Raw genomic sequence first — 21251 nt, forward strand, 5'->3', positions numbered from 1 at the left:
GTACGCGGGCCTGACGATGAAACTGTTCAGCGCTCGAGTGGTTCCTGTGGCACTCCTTCAGGCGGTTGCCGCTTGCCGCGGCTGCGTTTGTGAAACTGTCTTGCCGCAGGGCGCGGCGCCCGATTCACGCAACTGCATGCGTTCGGCCTCGCTGTAGCCCAGCTCACCCAGGATTTCCTGGGCGTCCTGCGCAAACGCCGGTGGCGCGACACCCGCAGTGCCCGGCGTGCCATGCAGGCACATCGGCGAACGCATGCCCGTGTAGCCACCCCGGCTGACGACGATGCCGCGGTGCACGCTGTGCGGATGCGCCAGCGCCTGCGGCACGGAATTCACCGCGGCCGCCGGCACGTTCGCACGCATGAGGGCGTCGCACAACTGCTCGCACGAATGCGCGGCAATGGCATCTTCGATCACCTGCTTGAGCGCCTGCCGGTTCTCCACCCGCAGTGCGTTCGATGCGAAGCGCGCGTCCTGCATCAGCGCCGGCAGGCCGATGTGGTTGGCAAAGCGCTGGAACTGGCTGTCGTTCAGGATGCCGATGAACACCTCTCCGTCGCCCGCGCGGTATTTGTCATAGGGTGCGATGTTGGGGTGCGCACTGCCCAGAAGCTCCGGGCTCTTGCCCGAGGCAAACCAGTTGGACGCGTGCGGCACCAGCAGGCTGAGCGCGGTGTCGAACAGCGTGGCTTCCACGCGTTGGCCGCGACCGTCCTGGTAGCGCGCATGCAGCGCCATGAGGATGCCGCTGAGCGCCACATAACCTGTCAGGTGGTCGACCACGGGAATGCCCACACGCGTACTGCCGCTGGCCAGTTCGCCGTTCACGCTCATCACGCCGCACAGTGCCTGCAGCACGGCGTCATAACCCGGGAGTCCTCCGAGCGGACCATCGTTGCCGAAGCCACTGATGCTGCAATACACGAGGCGCGGATAGCGCGCCGCAAGCACCTGCTCGTAGCCCAGCCCCCAGCGCTCCATGGTGCCGGGCACGAAGTTCTCCACCAGCACGTCGGCGTCAGCCAGCAGGCGATGCAGGACCTCCTGTGCTTCAGCTTTCGACAGGTCCAGGCTCAGCGCGCGCTTTCCCCGATTGAGCGCAGAGAAATACGCGGCGCTGCCGGACCCGTCGAACGGTGGGCCGAGCCGCCTCGTCTCGTCGCCCGCAGGCGGCTCGATCTTGATGACGTCGGCCCCCTGGTCCGCGAGGATCTGGGTGCACAGCGGCCCGGCCAGCACGCGCGTCAGGTCGACGACCTTGACGCCCTGCAGCGAACCGCGCGGTGCGGCGGACATGCTTACTTGCCCCGCGACGGCAGCACGACCACGCCACTGCCCAGCACCGACAGCTCGTCGTCCTGGTTGTGGGCTTCCTGCTCGATCTCGACCATGTGCTGGCCGTTCTCGACGAACTTGCGCTTGACCTTGCCCTTGATGAAGAGCATGTCGCCTTCCGGGTTGTGGCGGCGGATCTTGCAGCTGGCCTTGTGCAGGAAGCCGGTGTCGCCGGCCCAGTTGGTCAGGTGGTGCGTGAGCCACGAAGTGCGCTCCGGGCCGTAGTCGTAAGCACCGGGCGCGCCGACTTCCAGCGCGAAGTCCTCTTCCCAGTGCACGCGCTCGGGCACGTCAGGAATGCCGAAGCGGTTCTTGATGCCGACGCCCGGATGCTGGTCGATGAGTTGCCACGCCAGCTTGTTGGCGCGGATGTACAGGCCACCCCAGCCCTGCGCGTAGGCAATGAAGCCGGTCACGGTCATCGGGCCTTTGAACATGGTGGGCAGCGCTTCACCTTCCTGCACGTCCTCCCAGTAACGCGGCGTGGCACCGCGCACTTCTTCATTGCGGTAGAGCTTGTAGGCTTCGCCGAGCTCGTCGTCGGTATACTTGCGCGGTTCACGCGAACGCACTTCCTTGTACTTGGTGCCGACTTCGCGTGCATGGTCGCGCTCGGTGCGGAAGCACCAGCTGTCGGCCTCGGCCACCTTGTCGCCGCTCTGGTTGAAGAAGTCGACGTGGTAGATCTGCTGGATGGCGCGGCCTGCGAAACGCGTCTGGTGTTCGATCAAGTCCTTCAGGTACGCCTCGGTCCTGATCTCGTCGTTGCGGCGCACCGGCTTGTGCCACGTCCAGTCAGAGCCCGACCACATCGCGTGCACGCCGGGCAAGCCGCCCACGTAGCCCGACACGATGCGGCTGGTGGAGAACAGGAAGCTGGGCAACGCCACGATGCCGCCGTAGTGCGACTTGGCGGCGTAGTCGGGGTCGCACCACAGCGGGTTGTCGTCACCGATGCCATGCGCGTAATGACGGATGTTGTCGCGCGTGGCTTCATGGCACCACGGCTCGACCGTCTGGCCGATCTTGACGCCGATGCGCTTGCGCAGGTCTTCCAGTCCCTGGTCGGTGATCTTGGGAAAGCTGCGCTGGGTATGACTGGACATGGGTTCTTGTCTCCTGTTGATGAACTACGAAAGAAAAATGAATGGGGTCAGGCGGCGGCCTGGAGCGCAGCAGCCTCGCGCTCGCGAAGCACCTTGCGATGCACCTTGCCGGCCGGCGTCTTGGGCAGCTCGGGCACGAAGGCCACATGGCGCGGGTATTCGTGCTGGCTGAGCTTGGTCTTCACGAGGTCCTGGATCTCACTGGTGAACTGCTCGCTCTCGGCCCTGTCGCTCACGATGAAGGCCTTGACCACCTGACCGCGTATCGCGTCGGGCACGCCAATCGCCGCGGCCTCGAGCACGTCGGCGTGCATGAGCATCACGTTCTCGATCTCGACGGCGCTCATGGTCCAGCCGGCGGAAATGATCACGTCGTCGGCACGCCCACCGTGGTGGAAATAGCCGTCCTCGTCGATGCGGCCGAGGTCCTTGGTGGGAATCCATTCGCCACGACGCAGCACCATCAACTGGCCGGTGACGTTGACCGGGCAGACCTTGCCCTCGGCGTCGTGCACCTCGACCCGCGTGCCCGGCACGGCCTTGCCAAGCGAGCCGCGCTTGACCGGGAAGTCCGGCGCGCCGGGGTAGCTCACCAGCACCACGCCGATCTCGGTGGTGCCGTACATGCTGCAGACCTCCAGACCGAATTGCTTCTGCACGAAGTCGGCGGTGTCGTCGTCGATCGGCTCGCCGGTGAACGAGAGCTTCTCGAAAGCGAACTCGTACTGGTCTGCCTTGCCGCAGTTCTTCATCATGCGGTAGTGCGTGGCAGCGGCGGACATGTTGGTGAAGCGGTGCTTCGACAGCGCTTCGAGCAAGCGCTCGGGGTTGAAGCGACCGCTGTACGCGCCGACCGTCAAACCCAATGCGAGTGGTGCCAGCGTGCCGTGCCACAGGCCGTGGCCCCATGCGGGCGATGACGGGCAGAAAAACCTGTCGCCCGGACGCAGGCCAGTGCCATACAGCGCGGCCACGGTCAGCGTGACGAGCGCCTTGTGCGTGTGCTTCACCGCTTCGGGCAGTTCGCGCGTGGTGCCCGATGTGTACTGGAATACGGCCAGGTCACCGGCGCGCGTCTTCGTTTCGTAGGTGGTGGGCAGCTTGCGCAGTCCGGCGAAGAACGCGTCGTCGAACACCAGCACGTCGATGGCACCAATGGAGCGCGCCACCTCGGCCTTCTGCTCGTTGGTGACCAGCAGTGACGGCTTGCAGTCGTTCACCCGCAGACGGATGCCGTCCGGCCCGAACAGCGTGAACAGCGGCACCGCGATCGCGCCGCGCTTGATGACGCCGAACATCGCCGTGTAGAACGCCCGTGACGGCTCCAGCATGATGGCCACGCGGTCGCCGCGCTGCACACCGCGTGCTTCCAGCATGTGGGCGAAGCGCGAGGAGTCGGCCGACAGTTCGGCATAGGTGATGACTTCGTCATGCCCCAGCGCATTGGCAACGATGAGCGCGTCACCACCGGCTGCCACATGACGGTCCACGCATTCGTGCGCGATGTTGAGGAATTCGCGGTCACCGTCGAAAAGCTCCCACAGCTTCTCTGGCGAAAAGTGCTGCTGCGCGTCGGCGTAGCTCACGTAGTCAGTCAGTCTCATCTTGTCTCTTTGTCTCTCGTTGTTGCTCGTCTCTCGGTACATGCAGTTTTCCCATTTTGCATAGTTTTGTCAAATGCAATTTACTTTTGTATATAGACAATTTAAGTCGAGGTAAAAAATGGCCGCTACACAGAGGGAGCGGCTCGTTTCGTCAGGGCGTGCTGCGCCTGTCGCTCAGGCCTTCATGATGGCTCGACATGGCGGGTTGCGGGCGCGCTATCGACACAGTTCGGCCTGCAACGCGCTATCTCGGCTTGTTGCGCCACGATGCGTTCGCTGCACAGCCCTTGCGGTGCGACTCGGGGATGATTTCGTGGCTGATGACGAACAGCATCGCGCCCGCGGCAAAGCCGAGGCCCCAGGGCAGCAATGCGGCCGAGCAGGCGACAACCGCAGCGCCGATCACGGCACCCTGATGTCTATCTGGGTTCAGTCTTGCTCGTAACGCTTCGTTCGTTGCTCATGCACACGTCGGTCGTCACCCATAGACCGATTTATCTCGCCACCAAATAATGCGACCCAGCCTGCCATGCCGCTCAAGGAACCTGCCAACAGGGCCATTCCATAGTCCTCGATGCTCCGCGCGGCAACGGCTGCGACGATCGCCGCGTAGCCCAACAGAAGCGCAATCGAACCAAGGATAAGCCGGCGCCCCCACACCCAGATGCCGAACATCAGGCGTTCGCCCATCGTCGGAGGCACCCGCGAGTCAAGCCTGTCTTCATACAGGGCCTGCCAAGTCAACCAGTACGCAAACAACAGGCCGAGAAATCCGAAGAACTTGATCTCAAGGCGCTCGGCCGTGATGATCGCCCAGCCACCCCATAGGGTGAGCGCCACGGCCGCGATGCCAAGCAGCCATTTTTCGATGATTTCCCATCGCTCCATGCGTTCTCCCGACGTCCGTGCGAGGTAACTATACGGTTGACTGAGTAGCAGGCATCCTCCTTGCTTCGGTTTTTGACCAAATGGTCCAAAACTGCTTGCAGCAGCCCGGACCGGCGAGTAAATTGCGTTTTTTGGGGATGCCTCTCATGTCCGCAGACACCACTTCTCCCACGGTGACAGCCACTGTCCCGGTGGCCGCACCCACGCCGGGCGCACCCGGCACTCCCACGCGTCGCCATATCCGGCTGACTTCGCATTCGGGCGGTTTTGGTGCGCTCCCGATCACTTGGGGTGCACCGACGGCGGCCGAACGTGGTCCCGTCGTCGGCACCACCACCACGCGTGCGCACCGGAACGTCATCGGCACGCACAGCGGCTCCTACAGCGTGTACCGCGCGCTGGCCGTCGCCGCCGGTGCACTCAAGCCGGAACACAAGGCCGACCTCACCAACACCTCGCCTACCGACGTGATCGGGCCCTATCCGCAGTGGGCCGACAAGGGCCGCATCGTGAGCCTGGACCCGTGGGGAGCCACGGTGGCCAGCGAATTCGCCACCGAGATGGCGGCCGGCTACGACGTCCGTCCAACCATCGCGGTCACCAAGGCGCATGTGATCCTTCCCGAAGTGATCGAGGCCATCCAGAAGGGCCGCCTCGTGCCGGACGGCAAGCTGCTGCTGCCGGGCGGCGCTGCCGTGGTGACCAAAGTCGCCATTGAACCGGTCTGGTACCTGCCCGAAGTCGCGAAGCGCTTCGGCTGTTCCGAGACCGACCTGCGTCGCGTGCTGTTCGAGGAAACCGGCGGCATGTACCCCGAACTCGTCACGCGCTCCGACCTCGACGTGTTCCTGCCGCCCATCGGCGGGCAGACGCTCTATATCTTCGGCGAGCCGCGCGACCTGGCAAACCCCGAGGTCGAACTCACGGCGCGCATCCACGACGAATGCAACGGCTCCGACGTGTTCGGCTCCGACATCTGCACCTGCCGCCCGTACCTCACGCACGCCATCGAGGAGTGCATACGCGGCGCGCAGTCGAAGGAAGCCGGCGGACGCGGCGGCGTGGGCCTGATCGCCTACTCGCGCAAGGAAGGCCGCGCCCTCGGTGAAGTCACCAAGTTCCTCGTCTACAACGCGCGCAAGCGCCAGGTCGGCGGCGACACAGCCGACCAGTATTTCGCACGCACCGAATGCGTGGCCGGCGTGCAGGACATGCGCTTCCAGGAACTCATGCCCGACGTGTTCCACTGGCTCGGCATCCGCAAGATCCACCGCCTCGTCTCCATGAGCAACATGAAGTTCGACGCCATCACCGGTTCGGGCATCGAGATCGGCGAGCGCGTGAACATCCCGGACGAACTCATCCCCGCCGACGCGCGCGTGGAGATGGACGCGAAGATGGCCGCCGGCTACTTCACACCCGGCGCGGTGCCCGACGCCGAAGAACTCAAGAAGGCCAAGGGCCGGGGACTGACCGAATGACGGAAAAGGCCCTGCTGGAAGACCTCACGGTGCCGGCGTCTGCCGCCGGCTACCTGCGCACCACGCGTGTGGTGCGCGAACGCGCAGGTGGCCTGCTGGCCCGTGCCCGCGCCGGCCTGTCCGACTGGTTCGCCATCGACGACACGAAGCTCGATGCCGTCGCGGACGAAGTCGTGAAGGTCACACGTGAGCGTTATCCCGATCTGAAGATCCCGTACCACAGCCGCTGGCGTCATTTCGAGGCCGGGGGTGAGGACCGCCGCGCGCAACTCGACCAACTGCTGGGCGATGCGTCCGCCGCCGAGAAGGCCCGCGCGCACATCGACCTCGCGCTCGTGAGCGTGCTGCTCGACGCCGGAGCCGGGCCGGACTGGAAGTACGTCGAGTCGTCCACCGGCAAGACCTTTGCGCGATCGGAAGGACTGGGCGTTGCCAGCTACCACGCGTTCATCGCCGGGGCGTTCTCGTCCGACCCTGCCAACCCGTACCGGGCCGATTCGAAAGGCCTGCGCGGCGTCATCACCGAGCGGCTCGGCCAGGCGTTCCAGGTGCGCGACAACAACCCGCTCGTGGGCCTCGAAGGCCGTGCGACGCTGCTGCGCCGCCTCGGCGAAGTGCTTGCCGAGCAACCGGAAACCTATGGTGGGGAAGGCCGCCCGGGCGGCATCTTCGACACGCTCACCGGCCTGATCGGCACGGACGCGCCGCCCACCGCCGAGCTGCAGGTGCACGACCTGCTCTCCACACTGCTCATGACGCTCTCGGGCATCTGGCCCGCGCAGAACCACATCGGCACCGAGCCGCTGGGCGACTGCTGGCCACATTCCTGCGTGCCGGGCGACGGGCTCACGAAGGGCTGGATGCCCTTCCACAAGCTGTCGCAGTGGCTCACCTATTCGCTGCTCGAACCTTTCGAATGGGCCGGCGTGAAAGTGCACGGCCTGGACGCCCTCACCGGGCTGCCCGAATACCGCAACGGCGGCCTGCTGGTCGACGCCGGCGTGATCCGCCTGAAAGACCTGCAGCACGCCAGCCGTACCTGGCAGGCGGGCGATGAATTCATCGTCGAATGGCGCGCCCTCACCGTCGCGCTGCTGGACGAGATCGCCCCGCTGGTGCGCAAGCAACTCAAACTGACCGAGGCCGGAATGCCGCTGGCCTGTGTGCTCGAAGGCGGCACCTGGGCCGCAGGCCGCGTGCTGGCACAACGCTTGCGTGGCGGCACACCGCCCTTCATGATCGAGAGCGACGGCACGGTCTTCTGAATTTCCAACCAAGAACCAAGAGAACAATGAGCAACGTACACGTTCTGGACCATCCCCTGGTGCAACACAAGCTGACGCTCATGCGCCGCAAGGACGCGAGCACCAACAGCTTCCGCCGACTGCTCAACGAGCTGTCGATGCTGATGGCCTACGAGGTCACGCGCGACATGCCGATGCAGGACATCGAGGTCGAGACGCCGCTCGAAACCATGACCGCCAAGGTCATCGACGGCAAGAAGCTCGTGCTGGTGTCCATCCTGCGCGCGGGCACCGGCATCCTGGACGGCATGCTTACTGTGGTGCCGGGCGCACGCGTCGGCCACATCGGCCTGTACCGCGACCCGAAGACGCTGACAGCCGTCGAGTACTACTTCAAGATGCCCAGCGAGATGCAGGAGCGCGACGTGATCGTGGTCGACCCGATGCTCGCCACCGGCAACTCCGCCGTCGCGGCCGTGGACCGGCTCAAGGAACTCGGCCCGAAGTCGATCAAGTTCGTCTGCCTGCTCACCTGCCCTGAAGGCGTGAAGGCCATGCAGGACGCGCACCCCGACGTGCCCATCTACACCGCCGCCATCGACCGCCAGCTCAACGACCACGGCTACATCCTGCCGGGCCTCGGCGATGCCGGCGACCGCATCTTCGGCACGAAATGAAGCTCGCCCCCAGATTTTTTCCGCAGTTCAACGTTGTTCTTTTAAACAAAGGTGCCTTCATGACTACACGTCGCCCTCTACTTCTGTCACTGATTGCGGCAGCAACGCTGGCCGCACCCGGCCTGTCGTTCGCCCAGGCCAAGACCAAGGTCGCCGCGATCTACACCGTGCCGTTCGAGCAGCAATGGGTGAGCCGCATCCACAAGGCGCTGAAGGCGGCCGAAGCGCGTGGCGAGATCGAATACAAGGCGACGGAGAACGTGTCCAACGCCGACTACGAGCGCGTGATGCGCGAGTACGCCACGGCCGGAAACCAGCTGATCGTGGGTGAGGCCTTCGCCGTCGAAGCCGCCGCCCGCAAGGTGGCCAAGGACTTCCCCAAGACCTCGTTCCTGCTGGGTTCGTCGGGCAAGCCGCAGGCGCCCAACTTCAGCGTGTTCGACAACTACATCCAGGAACCCGCCTACCTGTCCGGCATGATCGCCGGCGGCATGACCAAGACCAACAAGATCGGCATGGTCGGCGGCTTCCCCATCCCAGAAGTGAACCGTCTGATGCACGCCTTCATGGCCGGCGCCAAGGAAACCAATCCGAAGGTCGAGTTCACCGTGAGCTTCATCAACAGCTGGTTCGATCCGCCGAAGGCCAAGGAAGCGTCGTTCGCCATGATCGACAAGGGCGCGGACGTGATGTACGCCGAGCGTTTCGGCGTGTCCGACGCGGCCAAGGAAAAGGGCAAACTCGCCATCGGCAACGTCATCAACACGCAACCGCAGTACCCCGACACCGTCGTGTCGTCGGCGCTGTGGAACATGGAGCCCTCCATCGACCGCGCGCTCAAGCTGGTCAAGGAAGGCAAATTCACCGCCGAAGACTACGGCCAGTACTCGATGATGAAGTACAAGGGTTCCGAACTCGCGCCGCTGGGCACCTTCGAGAAGAAGGTGCCGGCCGACATCGTCGCCAAGGTCAAGGCCAGGGAAGCCGACATCCTGTCGGGCAAGTTCACCGTGAAGGTGGACGACAGCCAACCCAAGTCCAGCAAGTGACGCCTGTCCTGCGTCTGCAGGGCATCACCAAGCGGTTCGGGCCGCTGGTGGCCAATGACGACATCTCGCTGACGCTGGGCGGCGGCGAGGTGCTCGCGTTGCTCGGCGAAAACGGCGCGGGCAAGTCCACGCTGGTGTCCATCCTGTTCGGGCACTATGTGGCCGACGAAGGCAGCATCGAGGTCTTCGGCCAGTCGCTGCCGCCGGGCAATCCGCGCGCGGCGCTCGCAGCCGGCATTGGCATGGTCCACCAGCACTTCACACTGGCGGACAACCTGACGGTGCTCGAGAACGTGATGATGGGCACGGAGCCGCTCTGGCGCCTGCTCTCGCGCCAGGCCGAGGGCCGCGCGCGCCTGCTCGAAGTGGCGCAGAAGTTCGGCCTGCCGGTGCAACCGGACGTGCGCATCGGCAGCCTGTCGGTCGGCGAACGCCAGCGCGTGGAAATCCTCAAGGCGCTGTACCGCGGCGCGCGCATCCTCATCCTCGACGAACCGACGGCCGTGCTGACGCCGCAGGAGAGCGAGGCGCTGTTCGACACGCTCTCGCAGATGGTGGCGCAGGGCCTGTCGATCATCTTCATCAGCCACAAGCTGGGCGAAGTGCTGCGCGTGTCGCATCGTGTTGCCGTGCTGCGCGGTGGCAAGCTGGTGGCCGAAGCGCCCGCCGAGGGCACCACGCAGGCGCAACTGGCGCAATGGATGGTGGGCCATGCCGTGGAAGCGCCGCAACGCCGGCCTGCGCGGAATGTGGGCGGCATCGTCTGCGAACTGGCGGGCGTGAGCACACCGGCCGGTGTGCGCGACCGGCTCGACAACGTGTCGCTGCGTCTGCGCGCGGGCGAGATCGTTGCCATCGCCGGTGTGTCAGGCAATGGGCAGGTGGCCTTGGCCGACCTGCTGTGCGGCGTGCGGCGCGCCACGTCGGGCGACATGCTGTTCGACACGGGTTCGGGCCCGGACGCGCTGCCGTCCTCGCCCGCCTGGCTGGTGACGCATGGCGTCGCGCGCATTCCGGAAGACCGTCATGCCGTCGGTGTGGTCGGCGATCTTCCCGTGTGGGAGAACGCGGTGTCCGAGCGCCTGCGCACGGCTGCATTCTCGAAGTCACTATGGGTGCGCCGCGCGGCGGCGCGCCGCCATGCACAGCGCGTGATCGAGGCTTTCGATGTGCGCGGTGGCGGCCCGCTGGCTGCGGCGCGTTCGCTGTCGGGCGGGAACATGCAGAAGCTCATCCTCGGTCGCGCGTTGCTCGCGCCAGAGGGTTCGCGGGTCACGACGCCCCGGCTCATCGTGGCGCACCAGCCCACCTGGGGGCTGGACATCGGAGCCGTGTCGTATGTGCAACAACAACTGATTGCGGCGCGCGACGCGGGCGCGGCGGTGCTCGTGATCTCGGATGACCTCGACGAAGTCATGGCGCTGGGCGACCGCATCGCCGTCATGCACACCGGGCAGCTCACCGAAGCGAAGCCCGCCGAAGACTGGACGCGCGAATCCATCGGGCTGGCCATGGCCGGGGTGGAAGATCACTCGCCCGCCGCAGGGGCTTCCGCATGAGGCTGGAGAAACGCAGTCATTCATCGCCCGCCGCGCTGGTGCTCGCGCCGCTGGGGGCCGTGGTGTTCACGCTCATCGTCAGCAGCCTGCTGGTGCTCTGGGCCGGTGCGCCGGTGGCGCAGACGTACGGCCTGCTGCTCAAGGGCGCATTCGGGTCGGTGTTCGCCTGGAGCGAGACGCTGACGCGCGCCATCCCGCTCATCCTCACCGGCCTCGCGGCCACCGTGGCGTTCAAGGCGCGGCTGTTCAACATCGGCGCAGAAGGCCAGCTGTATGCCGGCGCGCTCGCGGCCGTGGCCGTGGGCGGCATGCATGGCGGCACCGGCATCGAGTGGTCGCCCTGGGTGCTGTTCCCGCTGATGATGCTTGCCGCTGCGCTGGCCGGCGCATTGCTGTTGCTCGGCCCCGCGCTCATGAAGGCGCGCCTGGGTGTGGATGAGGTCGTCACCACGCTGCTGTTCAACTTCATCGTTCTGCTGCTGGTGGGTGCCATGCTCGACGGCGTGATGAAAGATCCGCTGGGCATGGGCTGGCCGCAGAGCGTGGCGCTGCAGCCGGACCTGGAACTCGGCAAGCTGGTGGAGCGCACGCGCGTGCACACCGGCCTGCTCTGGGCCGTCACGCTCGCCGTCGGCCTGTGGGCACTGCTCAAGTACACGGTGCTCGGCTTCGACATCCGGGCGGTCGGTGCGAACGCGCGCGCCGCGGCCTTTGCGGGTGTGCCGGTCACGCGCACCGTCGTGCTGGTCGCCATGCTCTCGGGTGCGCTCGCGGGCCTCGCGGGTGCCATCGAAGTCGCGGGCCGCACGAGCTACGTCACGCTCGACATGTCACCCGGCTACGGCTACAGCGGCATCGTGATTGCCATGCTCGCGGGCCTTCATCCGCTGGGGGTTCTGGCGGCGAGCGTGTTCGTGGCGGGCGTGCTGGTGGGTGCCGACAGCATGAGCCGCGCGGTCGGCGTGCCGACGTACATCGCCGACGTGATCGTCGCTGCATCGCTGCTGTCGGTGCTGGTGGCCACGCTGCTCACGCAGTACCGGGTCAGGCGCTGAGGAGACCGCCATGGAAATCCTCGACACGCTGCTCAACCCTGCTTTCTGGACGGCCGTGTTGCGCATTGCCACGCCGCTCATCCTCGGCACGCTGGGCGTGCTGTGGTGCGAGCGCGCGGGCGTGCTCAACCTCGGCATCGAAGGCATCATGGTCGCGGGGGCCTTCGCGGGCTGGCTCGCGGTGTACTCGGGTCTGCCGCTCTGGGGTGGCGTGGCGGTGGCGGCGCTCACGGGTGCGGCGTTCGGGTTGCTGCACGCAGCGCTCACCGTGGGCCTTGCACTTTCGCAGCACGTGGCGGGCCTGGGCATCACCATGCTGGCGACAGCGCTCAGCTACTACGGTTACCGCGTGTCGTTCCCCAAGGTGAACACGCCGCCGACGGTCGAACCGTTCGCCACGATGGACTGGCTGCCGATCCCCATCCTTTCCGCACAGACGCCGATGACGCTGCTCGCATTGCTGCTCGTGCCCGTGGCTGCGTGGGTGCTGTACCGGACGCCGGTCGGCCTCGCCGTGCGCATGGTCGGCGAGAACCCGCAGGCCGCCGAGGGGCAGGGCATTTCCGTTGCCGCCACACGCACCGGCGCCATCGTCGCCGGCTCTGCGCTCATGGGCATTGCGGGTTCGTTCCTCACGCTCTCGGCGTTCAACGCGTTCTTCTTCAACATGATCAACGGGCGGGGCTGGATCTGCGTGGCGCTGGTGGTGTTCGCCTCGTGGCGGCCCGGCAAGGCACTGCTCGGCGCGCTGCTGTTCGCGTTCTTCGACGCGCTCCAGTTGCGGCTGCAGCAGTCCGGCGGCGCAGCGCTGCCCTACCAGATGTACCTGATGCTGCCGTACGTGCTCTCCATCCTCGCGCTCGTGCTGGTCGCGCGCAAGGCCGCGTATCCTCAGGCGCTGATGAAGCCGTATCGCAAGGGCGAACGCTGAACGCCGGGACCAGAACCACACACCAGGAGCAGCCTTGAAGACGTCTCCAGCACCACGGCCTCTCGTCGTCCCCGCCGTCCCTGCCGCGCCCGCGGTGCTTGTCAGCGTGTTCGTGAGCCTGTTCCTGGCGCTGGCCACGCCGCTCACGCACGCCGAACCACAAGCTGAGCGACTCGGCTCTGCGCAGGGCTACCCGGTGGCCCCGACCATCGCCAATTTCGTCGACGAACCGTACCGCGTCGGTACATGGTCTGCGGGCGACACGGTGCCCGGCGCACCGGTCCGCAAGGTGCCGCGCGGCGAATCTGCCACGCCCTTGCCCGCGCTTGCCGCGCCCCCCGTCGTGCGCTACCGCTTCCGCAACCTGGGCTACACGCTCGACGAATACCTCGACCGACAGCGCGTCACAGGCGTGCTCATCCTGAAGCACGGCCAGATCGTCACCGAGCGCTACCGCTACGCCCGTGGTACCGATTCACGCTTCCTCTCGTTCTCGATGGCCAAGAGCGTCATCTCGCTGCTCGTGGGCGCGGCCGTCGAGCGCGGTGCCATCGCGAGCCTCGACGACCCGGCAGAGAAGTACGCCAGGGAACTGGCCGGAAGCGCGTACGGCGGCACGCCCATCCGTGCACTGCTGCGCATGGCGTCCGGCGTGCGCTTCAGCGAACGCTACGACGGCAACGACGACATCTCGCGCCTGAGCCGCGCGGGCATGGACAACGCACCCGGCACGCTGGCCGTGCTGCGCAGCCTGAACGACCGCGCGGCTGCGCCGGGCGAGCGCTTTGCCTACTCCAGCGCGGAGACCATGGTGCTCGGCCTCGTGCTGAGCGGCGCAACCGGCCGCGACATCTCGAGCCTCACCAGCGAATGGCTCTGGCAGCCGCTCGGTGCCGAGCGTGATGCGTTCTGGGTGCTGTCCGGCGATGGCTTCGAGCGCGCCTACGGCTTCTTCAACGCCACGCTGCGCGACTGGGGCCGGCTGGGCGCGATGCTCGCGGCGGGCGGCAAGGTCGGCGACAAACAGATCGTCCCGCGCGACTACGTGCTCGATGCCACCGAAGTCGAGCGCCAGCCCCGCGCTTTCAAGCCGGGCGTTGCCACGCGCACGGCCGGTTATGGCTACCAGTTCTGGCTTTACCCGACCAGCTTCGCGCTGCAGGGTGTCTACGGCCAGGCCATCTTTGTGCAGCCTTCCAGCGGCATCGTCATGGTGCACACTGCCGTCTACGAACATCCCACCGGTGTCAGCGACCCGCAGCCCTGGATGGAGCGCTACGCCCTGTGGCAAGGCGTGCTGCGCTCGCTGGGCGGAATCACGGACTGAAATCACATGCTCGACCTGCTCATCAAGAACGCCACCCTCCCCGACGGCCGCAAGGACATCTCCGTCGCCGTGCAGGGCGGGCGCATCGCCGAAGTCACGGCCGGACTTTCGGCGCCGGCGCACGAAACCGTCGATGCGCAGGGCATGCTGCTCTCGCCGCCCTTCGTGGACCCGCACTTCCACATGGACGCGACGCTCAGCTACGGCCTGCCGCGCGTGAACCAGAGCGGCACGCTGCTCGAAGGCATCGCGCTGTGGGGTGAACTGAAGCCGCTGCTGACCATGGAAGCACTGGTCGAACGCGCCCTCGCCTATTGCGACTGGGCCGTCGCCAAGGGCCTGCTGGCCATCCGCAGCCATGTGGACACGAGCGACCCGAGCCTGCTGCCCGTGCAGGCGCTGCTCGACGTGAAGAAGCGCGTGGCGCCCTACATCGACCTGCAACTCGTCGCGTTTCCGCAGGACGGCGTGCTCAGGACGAAAGGTGGTATCGACAGCCTGACACGCGCGCTCGACCTGGGCGTGGACGTCGTCGGCGGAATTCCCCATTTCGAACGCACCATGGCCGACGGTGCCGCCAGCGTGAAGCTGCTGTGCGAGCTGGCCGCCGAACGCGGCAAGCTGGTCGACATGCATTGCGACGAGAGCGACGACCCGCTGTCACGCCACATCGAGACGCTGGCGTACGAAGCGCAGCGCCTGGGCCTGCAGGGCCGCGTGAACGGCAGTCATTGCACCTCCATGCACAGCATGGACAACTACTACGTCAGCAAGCTGCTGCCGCTCATCGCGGAGAGCGGCGTCAGCGTCATCGCCAATCCTCTGATCAACATCACGCTGCAGGGCCGCCACGACACCTACCCCAAGCGCCGCGGCATGACGCGCGTACCCGAACTCATGGCCGCCGGCGTGAACGTCGCCTTCGGCCACGACTGCGTGATGGACCCGTGGTACGGCATGGGCTCCGGCGACATGCTCGAAGTCGCGCACATGGGCCTGCATGTGGCGCAGATGACCAGCCAGGCCGGCATCCGCGCCTGCTTCGACGCGGTGACGGCCAACGCCGCGAAGGTGATGCACCTGCCGGGTTACGGCATCGATGCGGGTTGCGACGCAAGCTTCGTGCTGCTGCAGGCGCGCGATACCGTGGAAGCCATCCGCCTGCGCGCGACCCGGTTGAAAGTCTGGAAGAGCGGCAAGCTGCTGGCGCAATCGCCTGCGACGGCCGTGCAACTGCATCTGCCGGGAAGAAGCAGTCAGGTGTCGTTCCTGCGGTGACGCCGGCGCACCCCGGCCTCGCAGCCGCCCCTCGCAGTGCATGGTCGCGTCAGCAATGCAAGCCAACGGCCTACGCCGCTGATTCTCGCTGGCTGACATCCAATCCCGGTCAGTCCTTCTAATCTCTGCGATATTGGGCTGCAGTCTTGCCGGGTGCAGCATCGTTGGGAGTACGGACCGATGCTGAAGATCGACCCACTGCTGCAATCCTACGGGAGTGTTCCCACGATTCCCCGTGTCATGGCGCATCTGCTGACCGAGCTTGATCAGCCAGCTCCCGACATGGACCGGATCAAGCGCTTCTTCGCCGCAGACCCGGGCCTTACCTGCCGGATCCTGCAAGTCGCCAACGCGGCGAACGACGGACCTGACCAGGTGGCCGGTACCGACGAGGCCGTGGATCTTCTCGGGCTGACGAACCTGCACATGCTGGGCCGTACCGTGGCCGAGGCTGCACCGTTCATCGTCGTGCCGGGCATCAACCTCCGGCAGTTCTGGCGCATCAGCCTCAACACGGCCAAAGTGTCGCGCTCACTCGCGCAACGCGTGGAGATCGACCCCACCACTGCGTTCACCTCTGGAATGATCCATGCGGTCGGCGAGGTGATCATGCATCTGGGCATGCCCTACGAAATGCGCATCCTCGACGAGCGGGTGCAGCCGTTCCGTTTCGGCCGCGCCCGGGCCGAGGAAAAGATCTTCGGCTATTCCTACGCCACCGTGGCGGCAGAGTTCGCGAGGAAATGGCGCTTTCCGGACACGATCATCGTCGCGCTGAGGAACCTGCCGCAGCCTTTTGCGGGCGGCCTCTATGACCCGCTCATCGGCGTCCTGCATCTGGCGGCGTGGCGAGCCCGTGCGCTGGAAGCCCAGTTCACGCCCGAGAAATATGCGTCGCAATTCCCGTACGAGATCGGGTGGGCGCTTCAGCTGGACATCGATGCCGTCCTGGAGCAGGAGGCCATCGACTGGCATTCGACCCGGGATTCGAACGACACGGACTGACAACCTAACCGCGCCACGCCTTCTCGATGGCCGCGACGTCGATCTTGCGCATCGTCATCATCGCGTCGAAGGCGCGCTTGGCCGCTGCGCGATCCGGGTCGGTGAAAGCCTGCGTGAGCACGCGCGGCGTGATCTGCCACGACAGGCCCCATTTGTCCTTGCACCAGCCGCATTCGCTTTCCTGCCCGCCGTTGCCGACGATGGCGTTCCACAGCCGGTCCGTTTCGGCCTGGTCATCGGTGGCGATCTGGAACGAGAACGCCTCGCTGTGCTTGAACACCGGGCCGCCGTTCAGGCCGATGCATGGAATGCCGTACACGGTGAACTCCACCGTGAGCACGTCGCCCTGCTTGCCGTCCGGATAGTCGTTGGGCGCGTGGTGCACGGCCTTCACTTCACTGTCGGGAAAGGTCTTCGCGTAGAACTGCGCCGCCTCGAGCGCCGCGCCGTCATACCAGAGGCAGATGGTGTTCTTGGGAATCATCGGTAATCTCCATTCTTGCGGGCCGCAGATTGTGTTCCGGGGTCCTCCGGCAGCTTGCGATCCTGTCGCAACCGGCACTGTAGGACGAGGGCGACGTTACACCTGCCCGGTCAGATGCGTATCGAGTTCCACCCCGAATCGACCGAACCGGTTCCGTTCGTGCGCTGCTACTGCTCGATCTGCCGCAAGACGGCAGGCACGGGCGGCTACGGCGTCACCGCCGCGCGTGCACCCGGTACAGAAAGTACTGTGCGATCACGCCAATCGCCGTCCACCCCAGCATCTGCATCGCGAGGTTGACCGAAGCGGTGTGCTGCACCAGCCCGACGACGAAGCCGCCGAACGCGCCCGTCACCTGTTGCAGCAACCCCGCCACTGCCGCCGCAGAACCGGCCAGCACCGGGATCACGCCCACGGTGCCCGCCAGCGTGGGCGGCACGAGCAGGCCGTGGCCGATGCCCATGAACGCAATGGCAATGGCGAGCGCCACCGGTGTGTTCAAACCTGCCAGCCCCAGCACGAGCAGCAGCGCCATGGCGAACACCGTGGCGGACTGGCCGATGTTCATCAGGAAATGGTCGCCGCGTGTATGGATGAGCCGCGTGACGAGGATGTTGCCGACGATGTAGGCAATCGGCAGGCTCATCATGTACCAGCCGATCTGCTCCGGCGTGACGCCGTAGCCGGCCAGCAGCAGCGGTGCGCCACCGAGGAAGGTATAGAACGTCGCCGCGCAGGACGAGAGCATGCCCACGTACAGCAGGAACGCCTTGTGCTTCAGCAGCGTGCCGTAGCCCGCCAGCAATGCCTTGAGGCCGCCCGGAATGGCGGCAGGTGCGGCACCGGGTGCAGCACCCGCCCCCGCGCCCGCCCCCGCAGACGCAGACGCCAGCCGTCCCGCAGGCAGGATGCGCCAGGTGGCCACAGCCAGCAGTGCGGCCGCACAAGCCATGAGCACGAAGGTGGACTGCCAGCCCAGCCGCACATGCATCTGCCCGCCCAGCACAAGCGCGGTGGGCGGGCACACGCCCATGGTCATGCCGACGAAAGCCATCATGCGGGTGCGCGCGGCACCGGCATACAGGTCCTGCACCATCGCGCGGCCGACCACCATGCCGGCGGCAGCGCCCGCGCCCTGCAGCGCGCGGGCAAGCGTCAGCGTCCAGACGTTGGGCGACGACGCACCGAGCAGGGAGCCCGCCAGGAAGATGACGAGGCCGGCGAGCAACACCGGCTTGCGGCCGATGCGGTCCGACAGCGGGCCGTGCACCAGCTGCAGGCCACCGTAGGTGGCGACGAACACGCTGAAGCTGAGTTGCACCTGCGCCTGCGACGCGCCGAAGATGCGCGGCCAGTCGAGCATCGACGGCAGGCAGATGGTCATGGCCAGCAAGCCGAGCGCCATCTGCGCCACCAGGGTGACGGTCAGCCAGCGCGAATGCCTTGGCGTGGGCGTGGAGGAAGCGACGTCGGGAGAAGGAGCCTGCGGACGTTCAGGCGGATTGGCATCATTCATCGGAAGCCGCTATTGTCCACGCGTGAGACGATGGCTGCATCCGGAGGAACCTGCATGACCCGCGCAACGCAATACTGGCTGATGAAGTCCGAACCCGAAGAAGTGTCGGTGAACGACGCACTGGCCGCCCCGAAATCCACCGTGGCCTGGACCGGCGTGCGCAACTACCAGGCGCGCAACTTCATGCGTGACGGCATGCGCGTGGGCGACGGCGTGCTCTTCTACCACTCCAGTTGCGCGGAGCCGGGCATCGTGGGCATCGCCGAGGTCGCATCCACCGCCTACCCCGATCCGACACAGTTCGACCCGAAGTCGGTCTATCACGACCCCAAGTCCAGGCCCGAGGAGCCGCGCTGGCTGCTGGTGGACGTGAAGGTGACGAAGAAGACGCGCAACCTCACGCTGCCCGAGTTGCGCGCAGACCCGGCGCTCGAAGACCTCGTCGTGCTGCGCAAGGGCAACCGCCTGTCCATCACGCCGGTCGAACCGAAACACTGGAAGCACATCCTCAAGCTGCTCGGTTGATACCGCTTCTTCACCGCAAAGTCACCGTCGCTCACGGCGTTTGATACGCCCGGAACGGCTGGTTACAACGGGCCCAACTGGAGGACGGGGCTCATATGCTGACGCTGCTGGTGGTGGATGACGACGAGGAGGTCCGCGCGAAGGCCATGCGTGCGCTGGCGGGGCCGCATTTCCGCCTGGCCTCTGCCGCAGACGGGCGCATCGCCCTCGAGCAGGCCGCGCTGCTCAAGCCCGACATCGTGATCTGCGATGTCGACATGCCCGAGATGAACGGCTTCGACGTGCTGGCCGCGCTCAAGGCGGACCCGGCCAACGCATCCCTGCAGGTGATGATGCTCACCGCCCAGTCGTCGCGCAACGCCATGCGGCTGGGCATGTCGCTCGGCGCCGACGACTACCTCACCAAGCCCTTCAGCGACCAGGAGCTCATCGACGCGGTGGATGGCCTGATCAAGCGCCGGGGCCGGCTCGAGGTCTTCAAGGACTCCGTCACCCAGGGGCGCGAGGACTCGACGCGCCACCACGAGTCGACCATTGCGCTGCAGCATGCCGGCACGGGCGGTGACGAACTGACCGACGCTGCCGTGCTGTACACCGGCATCCACGACTTCGCAGCCATCGCGGCCAAGCTCTCTGCTTCAGACATGATGCGGCTGCTCATCGAATACTTCGAGCGCGCAGGCGAACCGGTGCTCTCGCATGGCGGGCAGAACCTGCGCTTGACGGGCGACCATCTCGTCGCCCTGTTCACGCGAGACCCACGCCATGCCGTCGACCCGTCGCACCGGGCCATGCAGGCCGCGCAGGAAATCGCCCAGACCGTCCCCTTCCTCGTCGGCTGGGTGGAGCGGCATCTGGCCGACTACCACCTGCCGGCGCTGAGCCTGGGCATCGGGCTGCATGTGGGGGCGGTGACGGTCGACGAAGAAACCGGCGTCGTCTCGGGGCCCGCCATCAACGCGGCGGAGCGCCTCAAGTCCGCGAGCCTGGAACTCGGCTGGACCATCGTGGCCAGCCAGGCTGTGGTCGACATGGCCAACACGTCCAACCCGGCCCTGCACCTGGGTCGCAGCGCGCAGCTCGTCGTCGAAGGCATGAAGCAACCCCTGGGTGTTTCGGAAGTGATCGACGTGCGCGCGCCGGCCGAACTCACGCTGTTCGAAAAAACGATCTCGGTGGTGCGCAAGGGCCTGGTCGACATGGCAGAAAGCACACTGGCCCCCGCGCGGGACAAGCTGGCGGACGATGCGGCCGCCACGCTGCGCGCCACCGTGCATGCCCACGCGCGGCAGATTGCGCGCGCCAGCAAGGACGCGCTCAGCGAAAAACTCGCGCAACTGCGCAGCGCCGACCCGTCAGACACCACGCAGCCGATACGGCTGGAAGGCTTCACCCTCGTGCGGCGGCTGGGCGCGGGCGGCATGTCCAGCATCCATCTGGCGCGGCGCGACGCCGATGGTGCGCTGGTGGTGCTGAAGGTCGTGCAGCTCGACCCGGCGGCCCCCGACGTCACGGCGCGCTTCGTGCGCGAATACGCCTTGCTCTCCACGCTGGACCATCCGCACATCGTGCGCATCTTCAAGCAGGGCTTCACCGACAACATGGCCTACATCGCCATGGAGTACTTCGAAAACGGCGACCTGCGCAGCCGTCTGAAAGGGCCGATGCCGCCGCAGCAGGCGGTGCGGCTCCTGCGCCAGGTGGCGGGCGCGCTGGGCGCCGTGCACAGCCTGGGCATCGTCCACCGCGACCTCAAACCCGAGAACCTGATGGTCCGCGCCAATGGCGACGTGGTGCTGGCCGACTTCGGCATCGCCAAGCTCACCGGCATTGCCGGCGGGGACGACGCATCGCTCACCGTGTCGGGCGAACTCATCGGATCGCCTTCGTACATGAGCCCGGAACAGATTGCCGGCAGCGAGGTCACGGCGCAGTCCGACCTCTACAGCCTTGGCGTGATGTTCTTCGAAATGTGTACGGGCAGCCGCCCCTTCCGCAGCAGTTCGCTGGTGGAACTGCTGTCCATGCACAACCGCGCCGAAGTGCCCACCCTGCCACCTACCCACGCCCACCTGCAGCCGGTGCTGGCCCGGCTCATGGCCAAGAAACCGGCCCAGCGCTACGCCACCACGCACATGCTGCTGCAAGACCTGCTGTCGATCCAGCCGCAGGACGCGCAGGCCTGAG

At 66.3% G+C, this 21251-nt stretch carries 19 protein-coding genes; 12 read left to right on the forward strand and 7 right to left on the reverse strand.

Translation table 11 applies throughout. The features are described 5' to 3' along the window. Positions 1 to 57: 57 nt before the first annotated feature. The 5 genes from ACO2Q9_RS18315 to ACO2Q9_RS18335 all read right to left on the reverse strand — a co-directional run bounded on the left by ACO2Q9_RS18315 (position 58) and on the right by ACO2Q9_RS18335 (position 4933). Positions 58 to 1296, reverse strand: coding sequence for a CaiB/BaiF CoA transferase family protein (locus ACO2Q9_RS18315; RefSeq protein WP_423313407.1), 1239 nt, complete (start codon positions 1294 to 1296; stop codon positions 58 to 60). Between the two features lie 2 nt (positions 1297 to 1298). Continuing rightward, positions 1299 to 2441, reverse strand: coding sequence for an FAS1-like dehydratase domain-containing protein (locus ACO2Q9_RS18320; protein ID WP_423313409.1), 1143 nt, complete (start codon positions 2439 to 2441; stop codon positions 1299 to 1301). 47 nt (positions 2442 to 2488) lie between these two features. Next, positions 2489 to 4045: an acyl-CoA synthetase gene (locus ACO2Q9_RS18325; protein WP_423313411.1), complete on the reverse strand. Its 1557-nt coding sequence runs from the start codon at positions 4043 to 4045 to the stop codon at positions 2489 to 2491. Between the two features lie 244 nt (positions 4046 to 4289). Continuing rightward, positions 4290 to 4451, reverse strand: coding sequence for a hypothetical protein (locus tag ACO2Q9_RS18330; protein WP_423313413.1), 162 nt, complete (start codon positions 4449 to 4451; stop codon positions 4290 to 4292). 23 nt (positions 4452 to 4474) lie between these two features. After that, positions 4475 to 4933 (reverse strand): hypothetical protein, encoded by a 459-nt coding sequence (locus ACO2Q9_RS18335; protein ID WP_423313414.1) that lies wholly within the window; start codon positions 4931 to 4933, stop codon positions 4475 to 4477. Between the two features lie 146 nt (positions 4934 to 5079). On the opposite strand from ACO2Q9_RS18335, the gene ACO2Q9_RS18340 reads away from it, so the two are divergent. The 10 genes from ACO2Q9_RS18340 (at position 5080) to ACO2Q9_RS18385 (ending at position 16539) form a co-directional block, all read left to right on the forward strand. Beyond that, on the forward strand, positions 5080 to 6414 hold the full coding sequence (locus ACO2Q9_RS18340) for a GTP cyclohydrolase II (protein ID WP_423313416.1): 1335 nt from the start codon (positions 5080 to 5082) through the stop codon (positions 6412 to 6414). After that, positions 6411 to 7679: a URC4/urg3 family protein gene (locus ACO2Q9_RS18345; RefSeq protein ID WP_423313418.1), complete on the forward strand. Its 1269-nt coding sequence runs from the start codon at positions 6411 to 6413 to the stop codon at positions 7677 to 7679. The genes ACO2Q9_RS18340 and ACO2Q9_RS18345 overlap by 4 nt, the downstream gene beginning before the upstream one ends. Before the next feature lie 26 nt (positions 7680 to 7705). After that, the gene (gene upp / locus ACO2Q9_RS18350) at positions 7706 to 8335 is read left to right on the forward strand and encodes a uracil phosphoribosyltransferase (RefSeq protein ID WP_423313420.1); all 630 of its coding nucleotides are present in this window, start codon (positions 7706 to 7708) and stop codon (positions 8333 to 8335) included. A 59-nt stretch (positions 8336 to 8394) separates the two neighbouring features. Further along, positions 8395 to 9384: a BMP family protein gene (locus ACO2Q9_RS18355; protein ID WP_423313421.1), complete on the forward strand. Its 990-nt coding sequence runs from the start codon at positions 8395 to 8397 to the stop codon at positions 9382 to 9384. After that, positions 9381 to 10943 carry an ABC transporter ATP-binding protein gene (locus ACO2Q9_RS18360; RefSeq protein WP_423313423.1) on the forward strand — a complete coding sequence of 521 codons (1563 nt, stop codon included), beginning with the start codon at positions 9381 to 9383 and terminating at the stop codon, positions 10941 to 10943. The genes ACO2Q9_RS18355 and ACO2Q9_RS18360 overlap by 4 nt, the downstream gene beginning before the upstream one ends. After that, on the forward strand, positions 10940 to 11998 hold the full coding sequence (locus tag ACO2Q9_RS18365; RefSeq protein WP_423313425.1) for an ABC transporter permease: 1059 nt from the start codon (positions 10940 to 10942) through the stop codon (positions 11996 to 11998). Before ACO2Q9_RS18360 ends, ACO2Q9_RS18365 begins: the two co-directional genes overlap by 4 nt. A gap of 10 nt (positions 11999 to 12008) precedes the next feature. Beyond that, the gene (locus tag ACO2Q9_RS18370) at positions 12009 to 12929 is read left to right on the forward strand and encodes an ABC transporter permease (protein ID WP_423313427.1); all 921 of its coding nucleotides are present in this window, start codon (positions 12009 to 12011) and stop codon (positions 12927 to 12929) included. A 34-nt stretch (positions 12930 to 12963) separates the two neighbouring features. Next, positions 12964 to 14256 carry a serine hydrolase domain-containing protein gene (locus tag ACO2Q9_RS18375; protein WP_423313429.1) on the forward strand — a complete coding sequence of 431 codons (1293 nt, stop codon included), beginning with the start codon at positions 12964 to 12966 and terminating at the stop codon, positions 14254 to 14256. A 6-nt stretch (positions 14257 to 14262) separates the two neighbouring features. After that, positions 14263 to 15534: an amidohydrolase family protein gene (locus ACO2Q9_RS18380; RefSeq protein WP_423313431.1), complete on the forward strand. Its 1272-nt coding sequence runs from the start codon at positions 14263 to 14265 to the stop codon at positions 15532 to 15534. 180 nt (positions 15535 to 15714) lie between these two features. Further along, positions 15715 to 16539, forward strand: a complete 825-nt coding sequence (locus ACO2Q9_RS18385) for an HDOD domain-containing protein (protein WP_423313432.1) — start codon at positions 15715 to 15717, stop codon at positions 16537 to 16539. 4 nt (positions 16540 to 16543) lie between these two features. Here the strand turns inward: ACO2Q9_RS18385 and ACO2Q9_RS18390 are convergent, their stop codons facing one another. Both ACO2Q9_RS18390 and ACO2Q9_RS18395 read right to left on the reverse strand, forming a co-directional pair. Next, positions 16544 to 17023 (reverse strand): VOC family protein, encoded by a 480-nt coding sequence (locus tag ACO2Q9_RS18390; RefSeq protein WP_423313434.1) that lies wholly within the window; start codon positions 17021 to 17023, stop codon positions 16544 to 16546. A 214-nt stretch (positions 17024 to 17237) separates the two neighbouring features. Beyond that, positions 17238 to 18539, reverse strand: a complete 1302-nt coding sequence (locus ACO2Q9_RS18395; protein WP_423313436.1) for an MFS transporter — start codon at positions 18537 to 18539, stop codon at positions 17238 to 17240. A gap of 54 nt (positions 18540 to 18593) precedes the next feature. Between ACO2Q9_RS18395 and ACO2Q9_RS18400 the strand changes: the two genes are divergently transcribed. Next, positions 18594 to 19064: an EVE domain-containing protein gene (locus tag ACO2Q9_RS18400; protein WP_423313438.1), complete on the forward strand. Its 471-nt coding sequence runs from the start codon at positions 18594 to 18596 to the stop codon at positions 19062 to 19064. A 95-nt stretch (positions 19065 to 19159) separates the two neighbouring features. Next, a complete protein-coding gene (locus ACO2Q9_RS18405; RefSeq protein ID WP_423313440.1) occupies positions 19160 to 21250 on the forward strand; it encodes a protein kinase domain-containing protein in 2091 nt (696 codons plus the stop codon). The last annotated feature ends 1 nt before the right edge of the window (position 21251 follow it).

It is taken from the genome of Variovorax sp. VNK109, assembly GCF_049445855.1.
Taxonomy (GTDB): Bacteria; Pseudomonadota; Gammaproteobacteria; order Burkholderiales; family Burkholderiaceae_C; genus JAGOCV01.